We start from the raw sequence: 24,064 nt of genomic DNA, 5'->3' as shown, positions 1-24,064 counted from the left end.
AACATGAAAAGACTCACAATACTAATACTAACGCTCGTAGGCTTTCAGGTCTTCGGGCAGCAGGATCCACAGTACACACAGTACATGTATAATATGAATGTCATTAACCCAGCTTATGCAGGCTCAAGGGAGAATCTAAGTTTTGGTTTACTGTACCGTACGCAGTGGACAGGATTAGAAGGAGCACCAAAGACAGGAACATTCTTTGGTCACCTTCCCGTAGGCGAGAAAGTAGGATTAGGGTTATCGATTATATCAGATAACATAGGACCAGTAAACGAGACCAATGCTTATGCGGATTTCTCGTATACACTTCGATTAGGAGGCGAACACCGCTTGGCGTTTGGTGTTAAGGCAGGCGCAACGTTTCATGATATAGGACTCACAGGTCTTGATGTAGTGGATCCCAACGATCCTTTCTTCTCGGAGAACATCAACAGTGTGACACCAAACATAGGCGCAGGAGCATTTTATTATACAGACCATTACTATTTGGCAGTATCTGTACCGAATATTTTAAATTCGGTACACCTTGATGCCAATGGTTTTGAGTTAGGCTCAGAAGTTAGCCATTACTTCATAACAGGAGGATATGTGTTTGACTTATCACAAAATACCAAGTTGAAGCCATCGTTTTTGGTGAAGTCAGCCTTTGATGCACCAACCTCTTTTGATGTAAACTTAAATGCGTTGTTTTATGATAAGTTCGAGATAGGAGCCTCTTATAGGCTTGATGATTCATTTTCAGGGCTTATCAATTTTGCGATTACCCCATCGCTACGTATAGGTTATGCTTATGATAGTGTTACTTCAGATATAAAGAGGTATGCACCAGCATCGCATGAGTTTATGTTATTGTTTGACCTTAACTTCCCTAAGAAGGTATCACGATCACCAAGATATTTCTAACCATTCAAGCCAAACCAAAGATGAAAAACATACAAAAATATTTATTGATAACCTTGCTGAGTGGATTAAGTGTAACAGCTCAGAACAAGGACACCAAGAGAGCAGACAAGCACTTCAACAGGTTTGAGTTTGTTGAGGCAGCAGAAGAATATTCAAAGTTAGTAGAAGACGGAAAAGGCGACAGTTATGTATACGGTCAATTAGCCGAGTCTTATTACAATGTATTCAATACAGAGGAAGCAGAACGCTGGTACGCCAAGGCACTGGAGAGCAGTGACAACCCAGAGATGATTTTTAAGTATTCTCAAATGCTTAAGGCCAATGGGAAGTACGAAGCGTCCAATGTACAAATGGCTAGATTTGCAGAGATGCGTCCAAGTGATGATAGAGCCATTGCTTATAAGAAAAATCCAGACTATCTACCAAAGATATTAGAAAAAGGCAAGAAGTTCAATATCCAAAATATGGGCTTTAACAGCAAGTATTCTGACTTTGGAGGAACGCTACAAGATGGTAAGCTGTACATTACATCAGCAAGAAACACCTCACGTAGAACCTATGGATGGAACGAAGAACCATTTTTAGATATTTATGAAATGTCAAAGAATGCAGATGGAACTTATCTAGCAGCAGCATTAGTAGAAGATAAAGTAAACACAAAGTATCATGAAGGAGTAGTATCATTTTCACCAGATGGAAACACGATGTACTTTTCAAGAGAAAGTTTCTTTGAGAAGATGTACGAGAAAGATTCTATCACCAAAAACAGATACAGTGTACTGCAATTGTTCAAAGCAACTAAAGAAGGGGATAAGTGGAGCAATGTAGAAGGCTTTGCAATCAACAGTGAGAACTACTCGGTAAAAAACCCATCAGTAAGCGCAGACGGAAAGACATTATACTTTGCATCTAATATGCCAGGTGGCTATGGTCTTTTTGATATCTACAAGGCAAGCATCAACGATGATGGTACATTAGGAGAAGCAGAGAACCTAGGACAGAAGGTAAACACGCAAGGACAAGAGATGTTTCCTTATATAAGCAGTAATGGAACGCTGTACTTCTCATCAAACGGTCACTTGGGCTTAGGAAACCTAGATGTATTCCATACCAAGGAGATAGACGGTAAGATGGCACCAGTTAGAAACATAGGAGTGCCAATCAATAGTAATGCTGATGACTTTGCATTTAGATTAGATGAAGAAAGCGGAGAAGGCTTTGTCTCATCAAACAGAGAAGGCGGAGTAGGAAGCGATGATATTTATGCTATTAAGAAACTACAACCATTATGTGATGTACTTATCACAGGAACAGTAACCGATTCAAAGACAGGTAACCCAATTAACGCAGCATCAGTAACGATGTATGATAGTAAGGGGAATAAAGTATTGTCAAAAGTAACCGATTCGGACGGTACTGTAGAGTTCATTGTAGAGTGCGGAGAAGGTTCAGCCCTTGAGGTGTCTATGGACGGATATGAGAGTAAAAGAGTAACAGTAGAAGGCTCAGAGGAAGAAGAAGTAGCAGTAGCTATAGCACTGGATCCAATAGAAGAGATAGTGGCAGTGGACAGAGTAAACTTAGACCCAATTTATTTTGATTTTGACAAGTCTAACATTACCTCACAAGCAGCATTTGAGTTGGATAAGTTGGTACAGGTGATGCAAAAGTATCCAGAGATGGTTATCTCAGTATCGTCACATACAGACAGTAGAGGATCAGCATCATACAACATGGCCTTATCGGACAGGAGAGCAAAGACAACAGTATCTTATGTAGTCTCTAAAGGGATAGACAGATCAAGAATAACAGGATCAGGAAAAGGAGAGAGTGAGCCTAAGGAAGACTGTGGTTCAGGATGTACAGAGGAACAACACCAGATGAACAGAAGGTCGGACTTCATCATCGTTAGTGGTGGACCTATGTAATATTGCTTTAAGTAAAAAATAAAAAAAGCTCTATCGTAAAAGATAGAGCTTTTTTTATGAGATTTTTACCAGAAATAGTATGGCAATAGCTATGGTTACAATTGGTAAAAGTATTAAAGAGACAATACTATATTGAGGATTGTTACTCTTTGTTTTAGTATTAAGAATTTTTCGTTTTTTACCACTATAGTACATCCAATTTCTAAAATAAAGTGCTATTGAAACTAAGATAAAAAGTGTCCAAGCTTTAGAGGATGACATAGTATTTACTTTCATTTGAGCTAAGAATTCAGAAAAGAAAATACCTAAAAGCAATACTAATGAACATTGTACTAAAGAAATGTAGGCAACACTAATTGTGTTTGAACGCTGTTTATACCTTTTTTTTATTTGATTAAAAAAGGAAAAGAATAAAGTATCAAAGGTTGTCATTTATTAAATATAAAAAAACCTGCTAAATAATTTTAGCAGGTTTTTAATAAGTTATCTAGCTTAATTAATCTACAGATATTTTTACATTATCAACATGTAATGTCATGTTTTGGTTTGATGTATCACTTCCTGTATATCTAAACGCTATATAAGCTGTTCCTGTATAAGAAGAAAGATCTACAGAACCAGAGCTTACCCAAGTAAACCATGTATCAAAATCTACAATATAACTTTTGTTTACTGTTAAAGTTGTCCAAGTTGCAGTTGTTACTCCATCTTCAGTACCATCAAAATCAGTTGAGATTAGTACTTCTAAAGGGTCATGACCTGCATCAGGATAAGCATGCTCAGTTGCAAAAGTAAATGTTTCACCTGTTTGAGCATCCATATCAATCCCTGGAGTGATTAACCAAGCAATATTAGAAGAGTCTCCAGAGTTATAAGGATTAAGCTCAGCATAACCGTTTCCAGAATATACTTGCTCAGTCCAAACTACACTACCAGCTTCAGCATAGTTAATCCAACCATCAATATTAAGTTCAGTATTATCGATTGCCGAACCAAATCCTTCTTCAAAAACAGGATCGCAACGTTGATCGTTAAAGTCAATATCACTAGTATCATTAAGGCTTAATACTATTTCATCTCCTCCGTAAGTTTGGTAAACAACTCCTGATATAGTTCCTCTGAATTCAGTTGGAACAGGTAAGTCAGAAAAACTTGCAAATGAGCTAGTAAATACATCAAATTCATAACCTGATTCACAACTAGACATTGCTCTTTGTGTATCAAAATCATCATAAGGATCAACAAATGGTCTACCTTCTAAATCACTTAAAAACTGCATGTTTTCTAACGACACAAACATTCCTAAGTGTGAAGAGTTAATGTCTGAAGGATCTACAACTAAAGGAACAATGGTTTCAGTAACATCAGATCTAAAAACATAGTCAGGTACCATAGCAGCTGTTATTTCAGTTACTTCATCACCATCTTCTAATCCAATACTTAAAAGTTCGTTAGAGTTTTCTCCAATGTATAATCCATTTAAAGAAACATAAACTTCTCTACCCTTATTAAATTGATTGTATGAATCAACTTGATTTAAAAGTATACCTATTGCTGCTGTAGGGTTTTCAGGTGCATCTTGCATGTAAAACTCTTTATAGAAATTTCCTGTTAAATCTGAAGAAGATACATAACCTTTAACAACAATATTAGATTCTATTGCAGTAGGTGCTCCATTATATAAGTTTTTTACATCTGCAATACTCATCATTGACCAGTTGTCTGACATAGCTACAGAATCTAAAATACGTTGAAGACCTAAGTTTTCTTCAGTTCCTAAATTACTAGGAATAGTAAAGTCGTCATCTTCTACACATGAAGTAATAGTAAATAATACCATTAAGCTTAATGCGTACGTTAATAATTTGTTTGTTTTCATAATTTGTTAATTAATTTTATTTAATTTTTCTTTTTCTAGAATCTAAAATACACATTTACAAAGTAGTTAGTACCACGACCGTACCAATATTTTGGTCCAAACACTCTTTTTGGGTTTGCAGTGTCGTCTCTAAGCTCTCTATAATTAGCGTTTCTACCTTGTTCAAAACCTCCAGTTTTGTACTCTTTGTCCAATAGGTTACCTACACTTGCAAAGAAACCAATGTAGTAATCGTCAATTTTCCAAGATTTTCCTCCTATAAGGTTAACTACCATATAATCGTCAAATTCTTCTTGTTTTAATAACTCAGTAGCAATAGCTTCATCATAGTCATTAAATGGTAATCCATCAGCATCTAAATAGAAATTTTCAGTTCTTGTTAATGGATTAATATCTAAGTATGCGTTTGAGAAAAAGTTTGCTGTTGCACCAAACCACCAGTAGTCTGGATCACGATATTCAAAACCAATTGAAGCAGCACGTTGTGGTCCTCCAGCAATTTTATAATCTTTTAAGTTAGCTTCTCCGTAAGAGATTGAACCATCTTCTGAAGTGAAACTAGCTGATGTTAAGTATAAATTAGGATTGTTATCGTATGTGTATTGTCCTACTGAAGCAGCACCTTTTAACTTAATTGTAGGTGTTACTTGCGCTTCAATACCAAACTCTGCTCCTATATGTCTTTTATCTATACCTTGTAATACTTCTTGAACAAAAGCAGAAGTTTCGTTATCCTGAATATCAAAACCACTTAAACCATCAGCATAGTAAAAAGATACTTCGTTAGCATCTTCTATTTTTGAATAGAAACCTGTAAGTCTAGCTTTTACAATTGGAGATCTAAAAATATAGCTTGCATCAACTGAGGTTACTTTTTCTTCTTCAATACCTCTTACGATATTGTGGTTTTCTCTTGAGTTAGAGTACGTGTTTCTTAAAGAAGGTGCTCTTGTAATGTAACCAGCGTTAACATCAAATAAGTGTTTACCTGTAATTTTATAAGTAAATCCACCTTTAGCACCAAAACCAGTAAATGATAGTTTTTCACCTTTACCGTATGAACCGTCTCCAGCAAATCTACTGTGTTCCCAAAGACCTTCTCTTTGGTATTGTGTGCTTGTTAAGCTACCAGCAACATAAAAATCAACTTTGTTGTATTTAAATTGTGCTTGAGCATAACCTGAAACGATATCGGCATGTAAGTTATAGTTATATCTAAACTTGTCTCCTTCACCTACACTTCGGTCAGGGTTTTGAGCATCAAATTGATAACCATCAAAAGCATCTACGTTTAAAGCTCCAACAGTAGAACCTAAAACATCAATGATTTCACCAAAATTTTCTGATTTTAATTTTCTGTAATTAACAGAAGCATTTAATAATATATTTTGAGAAAGCTCAGAGCTTAAAATAGTATTAGCTGTAATCTGCTTGTCGTCACTTCTGTCTTCATATAAAACATAAGCAGCATTATCACCATTAATATTATTGGTAAGGTTGGCGTCTATAATTCTGTTCCAGTCTAACTGACCATCGTTAATAAATTCTTGTTCAGCTGTATAAGCACCTGCATAATCAGGACCATCATTATCTGCTAAAAAGTAACTTGGTAGTTTTTGGTAATAAGCAGGACTTGGGTTAGCTCCACCTGAGAAATCTAATCTACTATTTCCTAATTTACCAAATTGGTAAGCAACATTTGTGTTTAAAGATGTTTTGCTGCTAATATCCCAATAGTGGTTTAACATTAAAATTGGTTCTTCAACTTCTTTTACACGAGAGTTACGCTTTTCACCATCTAAATAACCCCAATATTCATTATACTTAATTCCTTTTAAGTCATAAATTTCTTGTGTGTTAGGAGAAGATTTTCCTCTTCTGTTAGGCGCATAAATTGAAGTAAAGTTTATGCTGTGCTTGTCATTTATTTTTTTCTCTATAGAAGCAAAAAATGAATTAGCATCATATAGTGTTGCATCTTGGAAACCTTCATTTCCCCAACGTCTTCCTACCATAAAAGTGTAAGCCCAACCACCTTTTACTAAACCAGAAGCATAACTAGCCATTAAACGGTTAGTATAACTTCTATTTGAAGATGAATATGTAATACGAGCACCTTTTCTGTAGCTAGAAGCTCTTAAATTAATATTAGTAGTTCCTAAAACACCACCAAAGTTGTAAGCAGAAGGTGTTAAACCAGTAGTTAATTCTTGGTTACGTAACACGTCATTAAGTCCACCCCAATTACTCCATTGTGGTCTTCCGTCAAAAACTTTGTTCATTTCAATTCCATTAAGTAATATGGAACCGTTTTCAGAATCTAAACCTCTTACTCTAAAGAAAGAAGAACTAAATTCAAAGGCAGCAGTACGCTGAAAGATGTCTTGCGATGATTGTAAAAGACCAGAAATGTTGTCGGCAGCACTGGTATCATCGTTTAACTCATCGTCAGAAAGAGTGATAGTAAATAAATCAACAGAGTCAGAGACATCAATATCTAATGTCATGTCTGTAATATTTACTGTTCTTCCTTCATTTACTACAATAGGATATCTTTTAGTAGTATATCCATTTTTTGAAATTCTTAAAACTTGCTCACCTAGTGGCACGTTTGAAGAAAATGTAAACTCACCAAGAGCATCTGTAGTAGTTGTTTGTTGTGTTTCTTCTATTGTAATCGTTACACCAGGAATTGGTTCAGATGTTACTGCATCTTTAACACTACCTTTTACAATTGTGCTTTGAGCATACATTGTAAGAGATGAAAAAATTCCAAATAGAAAAATTAATAAACTTTTTTTCATACTAAATTTTAAGTTAATTGTCTTGTCTACATTAAATAATTATTATTTAAGGCGTGCAAATTTACATTATTTATAATAAATATATACTTTTGGCCTGAGTTTTGTACTCATATTAATGATAACATAACATAGCTATAAATGAAATACTTGAAAATTTGTGCTGCATTACTACTTGTAGCATCTTTTTTTACCGCTAATGCGCAAGAGAAAAAGAAATTTAAAATTCACACAGTTGCTTTTTACAATTTAGAAAATTTATTCGATACCATTAATGACCCATTAAAGTTTGACGAGGCGAGTCCAATTATGGAAATGAGCGCTAACAGACAAGAGGTTTATGAGAAAAAGGTTAAAAATATGGCGAGAGTAATTTCTGAAATTGGTGCAGATGTTACAGGAAACGCTCCAGCTATTATTGGTGTTTCTGAAATTGAAAACAGAGATGTACTTGAAGATGTTGTTAACGATCCTCAATTATTAGATAAAGACTATGGTATTATTCATTACCATTCACCAGATGCTAGAGGAATTGACGTTGCTTTATTGTATCAAAAAAAGTTATTCAGACCAATAAGCACAAGTTCTCACGAGTTGAAACTCTATGATGATATTAGTAGAAAGCGTGTGTATACTAGAGATCAACTTTTAGTGAGTGGAGAATTAGATGGAGAGTTAGTGCATGTTGTGGTTAATCACTGGCCTTCTCGTAGTGGTGGAGAAGCACGTAGTAGACCAAAGCGTGTTGCAGCAGCTAAACTTAGTAAGCGTATTGTAGATTCGCTTCAGTCTATCGATCCTTATGCTAAAATATTCATCATGGGCGATTTAAATGACGATCCTACCAATGAAAGTGTAAAAAAGGTTCTTAAGGCTGAAAACAATAAAGACAAAGTAAAACTTAAAGGAATTTATAACCCTTATGAAGATTTTTTCAAGAAAGATGGCTTAGGAACAACAGCATATAGAGATGCATGGAGTTTATTTGACCAAATTTTGGTTACTAAACCTTTAATTGAAAAAGATTACGATTCATTTAGAATGTACAAAGCAGGTATTTTTAACAAAAACTACTTAACTAATAAATATGGACGTTATAAAGGATATCCATTAAGAAGTTTTGCAGATGGTGGATTTACCGATGGCTTTAGTGACCACTTTCCAGTATATGTTTATGTCATTAAAGAAGTAAAAGAATAAGAAGAATTTTCTTCAAATAAAAAAAGCGCAAATATTTATTTGCGCTTTTTTTATTTAAGCTATACCCAACCAAATTTTCCATGGTATCATATACAATACAAATGCTAACGCAATAGTATAAAATATAGCCAAAAGTTTAAACTTAGGTTTAGAAGTTAATTTCTTTTTATGTTTGGAATAGCCAATTGTAATAAGTACAACAGCAATAATCATCGCAAAAGGATGCTCAATAATTTTAGAACGTAAATCATCATTTCCCATGATACTATTCATTCCCATATCACTAATCAAAGCCATATAATCAGATACAAAAAAGAATATTAACCCTAATAAGAGCTGTATATGAGAAGTAATAAGAGTGAATAATGAAACTCTAAAATCAAAGGCTTGAAATTCTTTGTTGCCAAAAAACTTAACAAGAGCATTAACAGTAGCAATGATTAAAACCAAAAGCACCAAGTAAGCCCAATAGGAATGTAAAAATTTAATAGTATCGTACATAGTTAGTATATAAAATGTTTGTAAAACAAAAATAGCGATTTTATGGCATCAATAAGCATAAGCTTATTCTGAAATTGTAAAATGTCGCTTCGCTTCATTACCAAATTCATCTACCACAGTAATTAAGTGCTTACCTTGTTTAGGGATAATGGCGAGTTCGTGGATGTCTTTCGTGCTTCCCATATAAATATCATCAACATACCAAAACACAGTAGTTTCAGGTTTTGAATGGGCGATTTGGAGCACTAAATCGTTGGTTGAACCGTCAAAATCTTTTGGCAGAAAAATACTGTTGTTTTCCTTCGGATAAATAAATGCCATTGAAATACTGTTTTCACCCAAACAATCACTTCTAAATTTGGGCAAAGGCTTGTAAAACGGGTTTTTGGTTTTGTAATAATACCCCATCAAAGGTGGCAGCACAAACCACGATTTATGTATAATATTGCTTGTGCTTTCGCAGGAAGAATTCACTTGAAAGGTTTCGCTTTTATCCAAATGCACCAACACATGATATGGACAAGGTTTGGTTTTCAATCCGCTAATTTGAATGAATTTATTTTCGGTATCATCACAATTTGGCGATGCTCTATGACCACTTTTTTTACAGATAGTAACCTCTTGCATTTCATCAAAAGGTTTTGCAAACCATGGGCTGTTGGGTAACACATCAAACACATCAAATAAAATAGGAGCTGCAGCTTGTACTCCAACCAAACCTGGTCTGCCTTCTCCATCGGCATTTCCAACCCAAACACCAACCACGTAATCTGTTGTAGTGCCAATAGCCCAAGCGTCACGAAAGCCAAAACTGGTGCCTGTTTTCCAAGCAATTTGTTTAGAACCATCAAAAAACTCCCAGTTTTCATCACCTTCTGGTCGGTTTACTTCTTTTAAACTTTCGTAAGTGAGATAAATGGAGCCTGCATCAAACAGTGTTTTTTCACTGGTTTTTTTTCCGAAGTCAACCGTTTCCGAAGCTAAAAATGTAGGTTCACAAAACTCGTTGGAATAATATTCGCTCGACGTTTCAGAAAAGTGATTTAAGGTTGAAGATAATGCTGCGTAGCTTTTGCATAAATCCCAAAGATTGCTTTCGGCACCACCAAGAATAAGCGATAAACCGTAATGATTAGCATTGTATTTTAAATCTTTAAGCCGAAGTGTTTTTAGGTAATGATGAAATCGATCTAACCCAAACTCCTGAAGCATCCTCACCGAAGGCACATTCAGTGAACGCGACAAAGCTCTACTTGCTGGTATGGCACCATCGTATGTTTTGTTGTAATTTTCGGGATTGTAACTCCCAAATTGGGTCGGTACATCGGCCACTAAAGTGTTGGGTAAAATATCACCAGCATCAAGCATTGCAGCATATAAAAACGGTTTTAAAATACTACCTGTACTTCTGGGTTTATCAATAATATCCACATCTTTTTGATGGGATTTATCTGTAGGCGTGTTGCCAACGTAAGCCAAAACCTGTCTGGTTTTTACATCTAAAACCAAAACTGCTGCATTGTAAATTTCATTCTGACTTAATTGATTGTAATGTCTTTTTACAATGCGATTAACCTGTTGCTGTAATGGTGTGTTGATGGTTGTTTTTACGTGTTTACCAGAATAATTTTGAGCCACTTTTTGCAACAAATGAGGTGCCATTTGTGGCAACGGATACGGTTTTTGTGGCAAACTTTCAGCAATAGATAAATTATAGGTTAACGAATCAATGATTTGGTTTTGAAGTAGTTTTGCTAAAAGACGGTTGCGTTTTTTAAGTAAGCGTTCCTGATTTTTCCCAGGATAAATTAAACTAGGAGCATTAGGTAAAACAGCTAAAGTGGCACTTTCAGCCCAAGAAAGTTCATTCGAATTTCTGTTAAAATAGCGCCACGAAGCAGCATCTAAACCAACGACATTGCCTCCAAAAGGTGCATTGCTGCTGTAGTAAGAGAGAATTTTATCTTTTGAAGTTCGCAACTCCAAGCGTGTTGCTAGAATGATTTCAATGGCTTTTTCAAAATAGGTTCGGTTTTTACCTTTTCTGGATAAGCGAATTACTTGCTGCGTAATGGTGCTTCCACCACGTTTTATACCATCAGATTTTAGATTTTCGCGTAAAGCTTTAAAAATGGAAACCGGATTAAAACCAGGATGTTTGTAGAAATATTCGTCCTCAAACTGAATAATACAAGTTTTGAATTTCTCTGGAATACTATCGTTATGCGGAAATCGCCATTGACCGTCTTTTGCAATTTGAGCACCTAATAATTCGTCGTTTTTACTAGTGATAACCGTTGCAGTTGGGTCTTTGAAAAGTTGTTTTGGCAAACAGAAATAATAGGCAATCAGCAATACAAAAAGTACTACTGACTTTATTTTGTTGTTTTTTATGTAGGTTGTTATTTTCTTCACAAATTAAACTCATACACACGTTCTACTTTGCAAATTTTCACATTGTACCAACTGTACCAATCTTGTCTGCCTTTTTGTTGCGCTACTAGATGATCGGTGTGCTGTTTCCAGTTTTTTATAGCTTCCAGACTTTCCCAATAGCTCACTGTAATTCCAACTTCGTTTCTTGCGCTATCCATACCTAAAAAGCCGTCTTGAGTTTTGGCAAGTGCTTCCATTTGGTTTGCCATTTCTGCATAACCTTCAATATGCTCTTTTTGAGTTGAAGTGAAAATGACTGCATAATATGGTTTAAAATCTTTCTTCATAATATGAGCTTTCTTTTGTCCCAAGTTAAAACTTGAACTCCTTTAGAGTAGTGTATTCTATCAGGTTTGTTATTAATTAAGTGATTGAATTTAGTGTAATCTAGTTCTAACTTTTTTATAGAAATAGATTCCATTGGCCATTCTACGTGATGCACATCGTACTCAATAATATGGTTTTTATAATCCTGAAAAACCGCATAACGTTCGGTTAGCCAAATATCGGTTTCATCTTTTATAATCTGTTTGTTGTCAAAACGATATTCAGTATAAAATGAATTATTGTAATTGTTGTTTTTGGAAGCGAAGCTAAAATCTGTTCGTTCCATTTTAGAATAATAATAGGGAAATTTAGACATTGCTTTTAAGACCTTGCACGATGAACGTTTACCACCTTCCATACTTAAAAAATAAACACTGGGTTTGCCATTGCAAGTAATATAAACGCGTATGTTTATCTCATGAAAATCTGATATGTGTGGGACTTTCGGTAAACTTCTTACACCAATATTATTCATATTAAAAGCCACTAAACTCACCCAAGTTTTCCCGTGAATCGTATCTACCGATATACCTTTAGGTAGAAAAGGTAGTATTTGTTCTGGAGAAACTTTCCAATGCAAAAAAATGGCTTTGTTCCATTCTTGATAAAATTTCCAAGAGCGTGAAGGAATTTCAAAAGGTCTGTGTTTGGTATGTTTTATAACTTCTTTTGCTTTCATTTATTTCTCAACAGTTACCCACTGGCCTTTAGTTCTCACTAAATACTCATTATCATACATCGCTTCGGCTTGAATTCCTGGTAAATAATAGGTTCCTAAATAGGAAGCGTTCAACATCACGTTAAAGGTTTTGGTACCATGTTTTCCTTTTTTACTTAAATCGAAATAGAAATTCACGCGGTCGTCTCTTATGTCGGTATAACGTGCTTGACTTGTTGTTGTATCGCCAAAATCGGTAAAACGTGTATTGACGATTTCCCAACCTGAAGGGAAAATTTGCGTTAACGCCACATCGTTCACGTTTTCATTTTTAAGATTACTTACGCTAACGGTTGCTACAAAATCCTGACCTTGTTGCAGTTTGGAAACATCTATTTTGTTACCTTTTAAATCTTTGTATTGCACCGAAACACTCAATCCGCGTTGTTCTGCAATTTCTTCACCTAAAGGTAATTTTCCTGAATTTAGCACACGCACATACACCACATTATCAATGTTATTGGTAAACGAAAGTGCATTATTGCCGTCAATAACGTTGAGTTCTCGCTGCGCAATGGCACTTTTGGTGTTTATGCTTTCGGTTTTGCCATTGTTGGTGTAGCTTATGTTCAAGGCTTTTCCGCCATTGGCTTCCACCATTTTCGCCATAGCCAACAAGCTGTAGGCTGTGGTTTGGGTACTCATCCAACGATTTCCAGACAACTCTTTGGCAATGTATTGCGCCAATTCGCGCTGTTTTGGGTTTTTGGTCAAGACCATAGTTTCCAATGCCATGGCTCTATTCCTATCTATCGAACCGTAAGTATAGTAGTTGTATCTAGGCGGTTGAAAATTAATATTGGCACGTTGTAAAATGCTTTCACTCGCTTCTTTTTGTCCTGCCAATGCGTATGCTGCTGCCAAGCGCCATTTGGCTTCGTTGGAAATTTCCGAAAACTCACGCAAACGGTTCATGCTTGCTAAATCGGGTTCGCCAGCTAACGCCAAAGTGTATAATCGGTAGGCTTGCGCTAAATCGGAATTGTAGGTTCTGTAACTCGGTCTCCAATCGCGAGCAGCTTGTTTTTGATAGCTTAACCAATTGTTTTTGAAGGTTAGCGGCAATACAAAACCTTTCTTTTCGGCTTCCAACATAAAATGTCCTGCATAACTTGTGCTCCAATCGTTGGCGGTATTTTCTCCCATCCAATAACTCATTCCGCCATTTGGCTGCTGAAAATGGGCTAGTTTTTTAATACCATTTTCAATGTTAGATTGAATGTTTTGCTTTTTATCATAAGTTAAATCGAAAATATCACTCAAGAATAACTGCGGAAATACTGCCGAAGTAGTTTGCTCCAAACAACCGTGAGGATATTGAATTAAATACTGTAATCTTCGAGTGAAATCCATTGGAGGCAAGGTTGAAAATTCTACCGTTGCACTGTTGCTTCCTACAACGCCAAAGGTTGAAAAATCCAATGTACCTGTGGCTTTAGCTTCTAAAGTTTTGTCGATAGCTTTTGAAGTAATTGGATTCGGATTCACCACATCCAATTCGACTTTGTAAGTCGATTTTTCGTCATTTCCGGAAGCAATCACTTCAATAATATTGATGCCTTTTGCTTTACTGACATCCAATTCAAAATACGCCATTTGCTCATCCGGTTTTGCAAAACTCAAGTTTTGGGTTTGCGCACCAACTACGGAAATACCATCGCTTAATTTCAAGCTAATATTGACGTTTTTCACTTTGTTTTCCATCGCAAAAACAGTCACTGGAAGGATTACTTTTTCGCCAGGGCTTAATTTCCGTGGAAGCGAAGCCAACACCATCAACGGTTTTTTCACTTGTACGGTTTTGTCGGTACTTCCGTAAGCTTCTTTGGTATTGTCTCCGGCAACCACCATAGTGCGAACCGAACCAATGTAGTTTGGCAGTTTGATGCTGTGCGTGTTGTTTTCACCAGCTTTTAAATTAAAAGGTCCTAAATAGGTGACCACAGGTTTAAAACGGTTGGCTTTTTTGTTTTTTCCAGCCAATGCGCTACCGTCACCACCAATGGCAAATACTTGGTCGATGCTACCAGAATATGCGCCAATAACATCGTCGAAAATATCCCAAGTTTTTACGCCCAAAGCTTGCCGCTTGTAAAATTCGTCCCAAGCATTTGGTGTTTTAAAACGCGTTAAATCGAGCAAACCTTCTTCGACCATCGCAATAGTGTAAGTCATAGGTTTGTTGTTTTTTTCTGAAACCGAAACCTTAAATTCTTGTTCTGGTTTTAACACATCTGGCATTTTTAGTTGAGGTTCCAACTTGGTATTTGGGTCTTCCACCATAAGTGGAATGACGCCATACAAACGGATGGGTAAATCGTTTGCCGAAATAGCGTGCGGTTGCAACAACGAAATATTTACGAATACATTTGGCGCCATTACATTGGTTATTGGAACATCAACAACCGTTTCGCCTTGCTGGGTTTTTACCCATCTGTAATCGAGCACTTCGGTGCCATTTTCTATACTTACCAAAGCACGACCTTCGTTACCGGAATTAAAAGTGATTTTTGCCGTTTCGCCAACATTATACTGTTCTTTATCGGCTGAAAACACTAACATTTTAGCCGCTTCTTTATCGTTTGAAGGTGCTTTTTGCCACCAGTTTTTATAGAAATAAGCGGTTCGTCCTGTGGCGTGACCACTTTTTGGGTCAACCACTCTAATGAGATAACGACCACGTTCGTTATCTGGAATTTTTATGCTGAATGACCCTTTTCCGTTGGCATCGGTATTCACTTTGGTGTCTAAATACGGCCTGTGGTAGGTGCTCGATACGTAACTCGACAGGTTGTCGTAAGAGGAATTCCACCACCAACGCCATTCAATTTTATAGACTTTTACTTCAAGATTGTTGCGTTTAATTGGTTTACCATCTTTATCGACCACAACCACATCAAAGGTTTGGTTTTCATCTGTGTAAAATGAGCCGTAGGCGTTTCCTTTAGGAGATTTCAACCCAACAAACGACTGGTAAGGTGCATATTGTTTGGTAAAAGCATCCATTGAGAAATCGCCACCATTTTCAAAAGTGCGAACCAAAAATTGTACGTTCAACATACCTGGAGCATTTTTGCCGACTTCCAACTTTTTGTTGATGCTTGCTAAACCATCAGCATTTACATTACCTTCAAACACGTTGATTTCTTCGGTGTTGAATTCGCGTGTTGGGTCGTTAAAAACGTAATTGGTATAATTTTTAAATCCTGAATACGATGTACTGAATTTCGCTTTCACTTCAGCTTTTAGGTTTTTTCCAGCAGCTCCGTGAAGCCATTTTACGTCCAAAGTTCCGTTTAATGGTTCGTTGCTGGTTAAAATCTCTTTTTCAAAATCGACTTTAAGTTTTAATCGGTTTGGTTTTACGGTTTCAATTTTCAATCCTTTATTAAAGGTTGCGCCTCCAACCGAAACTTTGGCGTTGTAATTTCCGGTTTTATCTTCAGTAGAAGTCGGTACAGTGAACGTATAAAAATTGTTGAGGTTGTCTGCAGTAATATTTTTGTAAACTAACTTGCCGTTAGGGTCTGTAATTTCCAGTTTTACGGGATGTCCTTTTGGGAGTTTGTTGGCAACATCATTTAGCATAAAAGTTAAATACAGCGTGTCTCCAGGTCGCCACACACCACGTTCGCCAAAAATATAGCCTTTAAGTCCGCGTTGTAATTTATTTCCTGAAACATCAAATTTACTTAACGACAACGAATTGCCATCAGCTAATTTCACATAAGTTTTGTTAGAGCCTTTGGTGACAATGGCAAACGACGCGTGTTTTTCGGCATCAATAGTTACGAGTCCGTCTTTGTCGGTAAATAAAGAAGCGATTTCTTGTTGCTGAAAGTTATAAATTTTAACCGACGCATTGGCTTCAGGATTGGTTGTTAAAATATCAGTTACCGCAAAATAATAGGAATTGTTGGTGCTTTTTTTAGCAATCACGCCCAAGTTTGAACCCAATAGATTTTGAGATACGATACGGTTTTCGTTGTAATACGCTTCGTGACAAGGGTTATCGCGTTCACGCCAATTGTAAGTGTAGTTTCGGTATCTGTACGTGAGGTTGTCCCAATATTCTTCTTCTTTTAATTCTTCGTCTTCGGTAAAAGTCTCATTGTAATCGCCTTCGTAATAATAGTCTTCTTCGTAGTAATAATCGTCGTATTCATCATCTTCTGCATTGGTGACAGAGGTGTTTGCAGAGCAATCGTACAACGAATAATTTTTGTTGAAACTCAATTCCACACGATACATTGCGCCAGCATCAGCCTTAAAATAATGGGATAAATCAATGCTGTAGGCTTTCCATTTTCCAGTGTTTTCGGCAGCAGTTTGTAGTTGAATGGTTTGTTTGGCAATACGACGACCAACTTTTTTAATGTTGTATTCGTTGTTACTGTTGAGGTTGTTATCTTGTAGAAATTGTAAAATATTATCTTCAAAAATCTTGATGATGCGTACATCAACAGCACTTAAATTTACCGCTTCAAAGTTGAATTTTAGTTCCTGTGAATTTGGTAAAATGGTACCATTGCTGATTAATCGAACTTGTGGTTTTAATTCTTCAAAAGCAATGCTTTCAGAAAACGGTTTTTTGAGTTTAAAGCCTTCATCGTTGGAAATGCCTTGAAACACATCAACCAGAATATTACCAACCAGTTTGCTGTCTGGATACACTTTTAGCACGTTGCCATCAACAACATATTTTGGGTTTTTTACATTTTGAATAGTGACCAATCCGTCGAAATTTTGCTGCTTCTTTAATGGGTCGGAAAAGTTTATGGAAAGGTATTGTTCAGGTGATTGAATAACATCTACATCAATAATAGTGAAGTTGTTAATACCTGGAATGACTACTTTGTTTTCGCCAGAATTATCTGCTTTTATAGCTTTTCCATTCCATTTTACGAGAATTTCGCTATCCTCAATTTTTCGGTTGATGCTATCAATTCTAAATTCAAAAACTTTTGAACGCGTGTTGTTTTCATTAAAAACAATGGACAAATTTTTTCCGTCTTGAGAGGCTTCAACCAATTTTTTAGCATCTTCTAAATTAATCACATCTGCCGAACGTAAAATAGACTCTAGATACTGCCAGTTTTTGCTGTAGGATTGTAGGTTGTTGGTAACGATACTGAAATTTGGCGTGATAGTTTTAAACTGAAAGGTGTAATCTTCAAACCCTTTCGGAATGTTGTCGTAAATCTTGTTCAGTTTTACTGTAACTGTGTATTCTGTTGCAGGTTCTAGAGGTTCATCTGGAGTAAAAATTAATGTGTGCTTGTTAGCTACTGTTAGTTTTCCTTCGGAATGTGGTGAGATAGACACTATTTTATCAGCAATTTCTTGTCCCATTTCCCAACCCTCGACATCGTTTGCCAAATTAATTTGAATAGGATCAACCACCGAAACCAACCCTGAAGAGGTGTAACTTATATAGTCTCTAAATTTAAAAATGTTGTCGGTTTCTACTTCTTTCTTTTTGCAGGATGCGACTAGCGTAAGCACAGCTACGATAGCCAAAAATTTTCTTAATGGCATAGATTGATGGTTTTAAAAAATTGAACTTAATAAAAAGAAGTGTAGGTAATTCCTTATAAAATAATTACGCTCAATTTTTAAGTTTTAGTCTTTGGGTTACTGTTAAATAAGTCTTAAATTTTTAATTAAACTTAAAGTTTTAAAGTTACGTTTTTTAAAAATGAACTCTCAAGTTAAAACGACAATTTATTAGTATCTTCGCATAAAAATTTAATAATTCATAAAAAAACGACAAATATGGATGCAATCGCTACCGATTTCGGAATAAAAGAAGCGTTACAACAATTAGGAGTTAAAGATATAAATGAAGGTACATCTACAGGTGTAAATAACTTCTCTAATGGAGATGTTATTGAAAGTTATTCTCCTGTTGATGGAAAATTGATAGCCAAAGTAAAGGCGACAACAAAAGACGATTATGAAAAAGTGATGCAAGCAGCTACTTCAGCATTTAAAACTTGGAGAGTAATGCCTGCGCCACAACGTGGAGAAATAGTACGTCAGTTTGGAGATAAATTAAGAGAAAAGAAAGAAGCTCTTGGTAAATTGGTGTCTTATGAAATGGGTAAATCTTACCAAGAAGGTTTAGGTGAAGTTCAGGAGATGATTGATATCTGTGATTTTGCTGTAGGGTTATCTCGTCAGCTTCATGGTTTAACGATGCACTCTGAAAGACCAGGACATAGAATGTATGAGCAATATCATCCGCTTGGTGTTGTTGGGATTATTTCTGCATTTAATTTCCCTGTAGCTGTTTGGTCATGGAATACAGCTTTAGCTTGGATTTGTGGTGATGTATGTGTTTGGAAACCTAGTGAGAAAGCTCCAATTTGTGGAGTAGCTTGTCAAAACATTGCAGCTGAAGTTTTTAAAGCCAATAATTTACCAGAAGGGATTTCTTGTTTAATAAATGGAGATTATAGAGTTGGTGAAATGATGACTAAAGATACACGTGTACCTTTAGTATCTGCAACCGGATCAACAAGAATGGGTAAAATTGTAGCTCAAGAAGTTGCAGGGCGTTTAGGCAAAAGCTTACTGGAATTGGGAGGAAACAATGCAATCATTGTTACACCTGATGCTGATATTAAAATGACTGTTATAGGAGCAGTGTTTGGAGCTGTAGGAACTGCAGGACAACGTTGTACTTCTACAAGACGTTTAATTATTCACGATTCAATATACGATAAAGTAAAAGACGCTGTAGTAGATGCCTATAAGCAATTACGAATTGGTAATCCATTAGATGAAAACAATCATGTTGGACCATTAATTGATACTGATGCAGTAAAAATGTACCAAAATGCATTAACACAAGTTGTTGAAGAAGGAGGAAATATTGTTGTTGAAGGAGGAGTGCTTTCAGGTGAAGGTTATGAAAGCGGTTGCTATGTAAAACCAGCAATTGCTGAAGCCAGAAATGATATGAAAATTGTACAGCATGAAACTTTTGCTCCAGTGTTATATTTATTAAAATACTCTGGTGATGTAGAAAATGCTATTGAGATGCAAAACGGTGTAGCTCAAGGGTTGTCTTCAGCGATTATGACTAATAACTTACGCGAGGCAGAGCGTTTCTTATCTCATGCAGGAAGCGATTGTGGAATTGCTAATGTAAATATAGGAACGTCAGGAGCTGAAATTGGTGGAGCCTTTGGAGGTGAAAAAGAAACTGGAGGAGGACGCGAGTCTGGTAGTGATGCTTGGAAAGTGTATATGCGTCGCCAAACAAACACTATAAATTATACTACTGAGTTGCCATTAGCGCAAGGAATTAAGTTTGATTTATAAACTGTTTTTTTAAATAAATTAAAGCCACATCAAACGATGTGGCTTTTTTAGTTTTAACAAACTTTTAGTGTTGTTTTTAAAATTTTTGGAACTGTTTTTGAGTTATTGTTTTAAACGTTTCAGGTTTATGTAAGTCAAACATATATGAATCAAAAGCACATTCAACACTTATATTGGAGAGCAGGTTTTGGTATTACACCAAAGCAAATAGAGCAACTTATTGGTAAAACCAAAATACAGGTAGTTGATACGCTCTTTAAACAATCTTCAAAGACTACTCCTTTAGTAATTGACTTAATAGAGCTCGAAAGTTTTTCTGTTGATTGGCTTAAAAAGAGTAAATCCATTAGAAAAGATTTTATGAAAATGAGTCGAGAAAAAATACTTGAATTTAATGGTGCTTGGATGCAAAGACTCACTGATACTAATGAGTTACTACGAGAAAAAATGACTTTGTTTTGGGCAAATCATTTTGTTGTACAAGACAGCAACGCACTATTTGTTCAGCAATATAACAATGTTTTAAGACAACATGCTTTGGGTAATTTTGGCGATTTTGTAAAAGCCATATCCAAAGAGCCTGCAATGATAAAATACCTCAACACCAAACAGAACCGAAAACAAAGCCCTAACGAGAATTTTGCAAGAGAATTAATGGAGCTTTTTACTTTAGGAACAGGCCATTACACTGAGCAAGATATTAAGCAGAGTGCAAAAGCATTTACAGGATATAATCATGACTTTGAAGGTGATTTCAATCTTAGACAAAGACAGCATGACACAGGGTTTAAATACTTTTTTGGTAAGGCAGGAAAGTATGATGGGGATGATATAATTGACATTATTTTAGAACAAAAACAATGCGCCAAGTTTATATGTGAAAAGGTGTACAAGTATTTTGTGAATGATAGCGTAAATTCAGTTCATATTGAACAGATGGTGAATCAATTTTATCCTAACTATAACATTGAAAAGTTAATGCGTTTTGTTTTTTCAAGTGATTGGTTTTATGCTGAAGAACATATTGGTTCAAAAATAAAATCACCAGTTGAATTAATTATTGGGATAAATAATACTGTGCCATTTAAGCTGAAAAATGAGCGCGATTCTTTAAAAATTCAACGCATTTTGGGTCAAGTATTACTTTCTCCTCCTAATGTTGCTGGCTGGAAAGGTGGAAGAAGTTGGATAGACAGTAACACAATTATGATTAGGCTAAGATTAGCTTCGGTTTTATTGAATAATGCGTTTATATCTAGTAAAGAAGATGGTGATTTTGTTGATGCTTATAAACAGCGATTATTGAAAAGAAATAAAAACAAGCTACCTTTTCAAACAGATGCTAAATGGTCGGTTTTTGAGTCTAATTTCAGTAAAACAAAGATCAATGACCTTAAAGAGTATATTATTCAACAACCTTTAAACAATGGTACGCTGTCTTATCTTAATAATTTAAACAAATCTTCAAAACAAGATGTATGTATTCAACTTATGTCGTTGCCAGAATATCAAATGTGTTAAGTTATGGATAGAAGAAAATTTATAAAAAACTCAACCTTAGCAAGCAGTTTGTTTTTTGTTCCAAGCTTTGTAAAAGCCTTTGAAACAGTAGCAAGTTCTAAACTAGGCTTTAAACGATTGGTCATTATTCAATTGTCAGGAGGAAATGATGGATTAAATACTGTTGTTCCTTTTAGAGATGATTTGTACCATAACGCAAGACCAACAATAGCATTAGGAAAAGACGATGTTTTAAAGTTGAACGATGATATAGGATTACACTCTAGCTTGGGTCCTTTAAAACGATTGTATGATCAAGGTTACTTGTCTATAATAAACAATGTTGGGTACCCAAACCCTAATCGGTCACATTTTAGAGCTACTGACATTTGGCAAACCGCAAGCGGCTCTGAAGAGTATAAACAGAGTGGTTGGATAGGTCGTTTTTTGGATAATTATGGCGAACATCCTTACAATGCCATTGAAATAGATGACAGTCTTTCATTGGCTCTAAAAGGTGAAGAGTTTAATGGTATTGCAACTAAAAACCCTGAAGTATTATTTAAAACCGCAAACGACCCATATTTTAGAGGAGTACTTAATCACTATAATGATGAGCACTTAAGTGAACACAATTTGGGCTATTTGTATAAAAGTATGATAGCTGCAGAGTCATCAGCAAAGTACATTTATGAAACTACAAAAACGATTAGTTCAACTCAAGAATATCCTAATAACCAATTTGGAGTGCAGCTAAAAACAATGGCTAAATTTATTAATTCAGGTATTGATACTAAAGTGTTTTATTCCTCTTTAGGAGGTTTTGATACTCATGCAAACCAAAAAGGCACACATAGTAGGTTATTAGAAATTTATGCAGAAAGTATTGAGGCTTTTGTAAAAGATTTGAAACAGCAAAACACCTTTAAAGACACGCTCATTTTAACGTTTTCTGAATTTGGGCGACGCGTAAAACAAAATGCAGGACATGGTACAGATCATGGTTCAGCAAACAATCTATTTATTGTTGGTGAAAACCTAAAGCGACAAGGACTTTACAATGATATGGCTAGCTTATCTAACTTGGATGCTAATGGTGATATAAAATTTGAAATCGATTTTAGGTCTATTTATGCTACAGTATTAAACAAATGGTTAATGGTAGATGATACTAAAATTTTGAACAAAAACTTTATGAACCTAAAGTTTATATAAAACAAAAACCTTACTTCAATGCCGAACTTTTATCGGGAGAAATAAGGTTGATTTGTAATTGATTAATAGCACTGCTAAAATCATAAAAATTAAATATATAGGTAAAAAAATACTATGAGATGCAGAAAAAAATGTATGAACGGTAAATTCAATAAAAAACTAGCTGTATTTCACTTTTCTTAAAATTCTCATCGTGTCTTTATAAAGCGAATACACGTTGCTTTTATGTGCCTTTAAAAATGGTTTAGCTTCGTCAAGTTTATCAATAGCTTCATGAAAAAGGTTGAGGTAACATATTAAGTATGTTGCTGGTAAGTTTAATAAATCTTCTTCTTCATTTTTATTTAAAAGAAGCCCTTTTTTTAGTTTTTCAAGAATTTTATTGTTGGTGTTGTATATATGATGAAGTACTTTTTTGTCGTATTGTGGAGGCTGAAACAGTAGCTGTGTATTAATGCTGTAGTTTGCGTTGTTTTCAAAACTAATTATGGTTTCCTCTAGAGGATAATACTTATAAGAATTTTGAAGTCCAAGACTAACGTATTCAACTATTTTAAAAGAACTTTCAGTGTATTCAATAGAAACTTCATCGAGTGTTGAATAAAACAAGCGCACTTCTTCGTTTATCAATTTAATATCTACTCTTGAAAAGAATATTTCATTTTTCACTACTTTTTTTTGTCCAGACCAACACACTACAAAGTATTCTTTAAACACCTTATATTGAGGGTTAAAATCTTTACGTTTAGTCATAAAATCAAACACGCCATCAAGTGTGTGTTCTATATTGTTTTGCGCATGAGATTCAATGGCTTCAACAAGTTTTGAATTGACATCTTTTATTTCAATATCAAACACTTTGGGCATGCTCATGCTACCATCTCTAAAAAAGACTGAGCCACCATAATATTTCCAAATGTTTTTTCTTAATGAAGTAATTTTATCATTAGGTCTAATGGTTACCAAACCCACAACTTTGTCGTCAGGTAAGTGAGGAAATGGAATGTTTTCGTATTGTACAATAGGAGGGTTTGTAAGATAAGCGTTGATGAGGTTTTGAATTTTACTATCGTCAAAAAAATCAACGCCAATAATAGCATTATCTGAATCTTCAACACCAATAACTATATAAGAATTGTTTTTAGGGTTGCTATTAGATAAGGCGCAAATGTGTTTTAAAAATTTAGCTTTTCCTTCCTTTTGACTAATATCAACTTTTCGCTTTTTGTCATAAAAACTGTTCTCATCGTTATGAGCTAGTAGGTTTTTTATGAGTAAGCGTTTATTAATCATAATTTAAATTTCCTGTGAAAGCAGGAAT

The 24,064-nt window shown here is 35.3% G+C and carries 15 protein-coding genes; 6 read left to right on the top strand and 9 right to left on the bottom strand.

The window, feature by feature from the left end; all coding sequences use genetic code 11:
• The first annotated feature begins 3 nt into the window (after positions 1-3).
• The gene (locus ABD011_RS01100; RefSeq protein WP_131506506.1) at positions 4-909 is read left to right on the top strand and encodes a PorP/SprF family type IX secretion system membrane protein; all 906 of its coding nucleotides are present in this window, start codon (positions 4-6) and stop codon (positions 907-909) included.
• Positions 910-929: 20 nt separating this feature from the next.
• The gene (locus ABD011_RS01095; protein WP_262733578.1) at positions 930-2,837 is read left to right on the top strand and encodes an OmpA family protein; all 1,908 of its coding nucleotides are present in this window, start codon (positions 930-932) and stop codon (positions 2,835-2,837) included.
• Positions 2,838-2,891: 54 nt separating this feature from the next.
• On the opposite strand, the gene ABD011_RS01090 is transcribed toward ABD011_RS01095, so the two are convergent.
• The 3 genes from ABD011_RS01090 to ABD011_RS01080 all read right to left on the bottom strand — a co-directional run bounded on the left by ABD011_RS01090 (position 2,892) and on the right by ABD011_RS01080 (position 7,520).
• Positions 2,892-3,269 carry a hypothetical protein gene (locus ABD011_RS01090; RefSeq protein WP_129760806.1) on the bottom strand — a complete coding sequence of 126 codons (378 nt, stop codon included), beginning with the start codon at positions 3,267-3,269 and terminating at the stop codon, positions 2,892-2,894.
• 64 nt (positions 3,270-3,333) lie between these two features.
• Positions 3,334-4,716, bottom strand: coding sequence for a DUF5689 domain-containing protein (locus tag ABD011_RS01085; protein WP_134200499.1), 1,383 nt, complete (start codon positions 4,714-4,716; stop codon positions 3,334-3,336).
• Between the two features lie 35 nt (positions 4,717-4,751).
• Complete coding sequence (locus ABD011_RS01080; protein ID WP_129760808.1) at positions 4,752-7,520, bottom strand: carboxypeptidase regulatory-like domain-containing protein; 2,769 nt, start codon at positions 7,518-7,520, stop codon at positions 4,752-4,754.
• A gap of 138 nt (positions 7,521-7,658) precedes the next feature.
• On the opposite strand from ABD011_RS01080, the gene ABD011_RS01075 reads away from it, so the two are divergent.
• The gene (locus ABD011_RS01075; protein ID WP_134200503.1) at positions 7,659-8,717 is read left to right on the top strand and encodes an endonuclease/exonuclease/phosphatase family protein; all 1,059 of its coding nucleotides are present in this window, start codon (positions 7,659-7,661) and stop codon (positions 8,715-8,717) included.
• A 54-nt stretch (positions 8,718-8,771) separates the two neighbouring features.
• Here ABD011_RS01075 and ABD011_RS01070 read toward each other — a convergent pair whose 3' ends face one another.
• From ABD011_RS01070 to ABD011_RS01050, 5 genes are all read right to left on the bottom strand, one after another.
• Complete coding sequence (locus ABD011_RS01070) at positions 8,772-9,218, bottom strand: hypothetical protein (protein WP_131508624.1); 447 nt, start codon at positions 9,216-9,218, stop codon at positions 8,772-8,774.
• A gap of 63 nt (positions 9,219-9,281) precedes the next feature.
• A complete protein-coding gene (pbpC, locus tag ABD011_RS01065; RefSeq protein ID WP_343795149.1) occupies positions 9,282-11,633 on the bottom strand; it encodes a penicillin-binding protein 1C in 2,352 nt (783 codons plus the stop codon).
• Positions 11,630-11,941 (bottom strand): antibiotic biosynthesis monooxygenase family protein, encoded by a 312-nt coding sequence (locus ABD011_RS01060; protein ID WP_343795148.1) that lies wholly within the window; start codon positions 11,939-11,941, stop codon positions 11,630-11,632. The genes pbpC and ABD011_RS01060 overlap by 4 nt, the downstream gene beginning before the upstream one ends.
• On the bottom strand, positions 11,938-12,660 hold the full coding sequence (locus ABD011_RS01055; protein ID WP_343795147.1) for a YqjF family protein: 723 nt from the start codon (positions 12,658-12,660) through the stop codon (positions 11,938-11,940). Before ABD011_RS01055 ends, ABD011_RS01060 begins: the two co-directional genes overlap by 4 nt.
• Positions 12,661-18,237, bottom strand: a complete 5,577-nt coding sequence (locus tag ABD011_RS01050) for an alpha-2-macroglobulin family protein (protein WP_343795146.1) — start codon at positions 18,235-18,237, stop codon at positions 12,661-12,663.
• Between the two features lie 237 nt (positions 18,238-18,474).
• On the opposite strand from ABD011_RS01050, the gene amaB reads away from it, so the two are divergent.
• The 3 genes from amaB (at position 18,475) to ABD011_RS01035 (ending at position 22,743) form a co-directional block, all read left to right on the top strand.
• The gene (amaB, locus tag ABD011_RS01045) at positions 18,475-20,028 is read left to right on the top strand and encodes an L-piperidine-6-carboxylate dehydrogenase (protein ID WP_343795145.1); all 1,554 of its coding nucleotides are present in this window, start codon (positions 18,475-18,477) and stop codon (positions 20,026-20,028) included.
• Between the two features lie 144 nt (positions 20,029-20,172).
• Complete coding sequence (locus tag ABD011_RS01040) at positions 20,173-21,549, top strand: DUF1800 domain-containing protein (protein WP_343795144.1); 1,377 nt, start codon at positions 20,173-20,175, stop codon at positions 21,547-21,549.
• Between the two features lie 3 nt (positions 21,550-21,552).
• A complete protein-coding gene (locus ABD011_RS01035) occupies positions 21,553-22,743 on the top strand; it encodes a DUF1501 domain-containing protein (RefSeq protein WP_343795143.1) in 1,191 nt (396 codons plus the stop codon).
• Positions 22,744-22,902: 159 nt separating this feature from the next.
• Here the strand turns inward: ABD011_RS01035 and ABD011_RS01030 are convergent, their stop codons facing one another.
• Entirely contained in the window at positions 22,903-24,036 is a 1,134-nt protein-coding gene (locus ABD011_RS01030; RefSeq protein ID WP_262733591.1) for an ATP-binding protein, read from the bottom strand.
• Positions 24,037-24,064: the final 28 nt, after the last annotated feature.

This window comes from Gaetbulibacter jejuensis, from assembly GCF_039524015.1.
Taxonomy (GTDB): Bacteria; Bacteroidota; Bacteroidia; order Flavobacteriales; family Flavobacteriaceae; genus Gaetbulibacter_B; species Gaetbulibacter_B jejuensis.
This window is presented reverse-complemented; position numbering and strand designations above follow the sequence as displayed.

Coding starts and splice junctions, on each gene's coding strand:
- ABD011_RS01100 (WP_131506506.1), top strand. CDS start 4: ATGAAAAGACTCACAATACTAATACTAACGCTCGTAGGCTTTCAGGTC.
- ABD011_RS01095 (WP_262733578.1), top strand. CDS start 930: ATGAAAAACATACAAAAATATTTATTGATAACCTTGCTGAGTGGATTA.
- ABD011_RS01090 (WP_129760806.1), bottom strand. CDS start 3,269: ATGACAACCTTTGATACTTTATTCTTTTCCTTTTTTAATCAAATAAAA.
- ABD011_RS01085 (WP_134200499.1), bottom strand. CDS start 4,716: ATGAAAACAAACAAATTATTAACGTACGCATTAAGCTTAATGGTATTA.
- ABD011_RS01080 (WP_129760808.1), bottom strand. CDS start 7,520: ATGAAAAAAAGTTTATTAATTTTTCTATTTGGAATTTTTTCATCTCTT.
- ABD011_RS01075 (WP_134200503.1), top strand. CDS start 7,659: ATGAAATACTTGAAAATTTGTGCTGCATTACTACTTGTAGCATCTTTT.
- ABD011_RS01070 (WP_131508624.1), bottom strand. CDS start 9,218: ATGTACGATACTATTAAATTTTTACATTCCTATTGGGCTTACTTGGTG.
- ABD011_RS01060 (WP_343795148.1), bottom strand. CDS start 11,941: ATGAAGAAAGATTTTAAACCATATTATGCAGTCATTTTCACTTCAACT.
- ABD011_RS01055 (WP_343795147.1), bottom strand. CDS start 12,660: ATGAAAGCAAAAGAAGTTATAAAACATACCAAACACAGACCTTTTGAA.
- ABD011_RS01050 (WP_343795146.1), bottom strand. CDS start 18,237: ATGCCATTAAGAAAATTTTTGGCTATCGTAGCTGTGCTTACGCTAGTC.
- amaB (WP_343795145.1), top strand. CDS start 18,475: ATGGATGCAATCGCTACCGATTTCGGAATAAAAGAAGCGTTACAACAA.
- ABD011_RS01040 (WP_343795144.1), top strand. CDS start 20,173: ATGAATCAAAAGCACATTCAACACTTATATTGGAGAGCAGGTTTTGGT.
- ABD011_RS01035 (WP_343795143.1), top strand. CDS start 21,553: ATGGATAGAAGAAAATTTATAAAAAACTCAACCTTAGCAAGCAGTTTG.
- ABD011_RS01030 (WP_262733591.1), bottom strand. CDS start 24,036: ATGATTAATAAACGCTTACTCATAAAAAACCTACTAGCTCATAACGAT.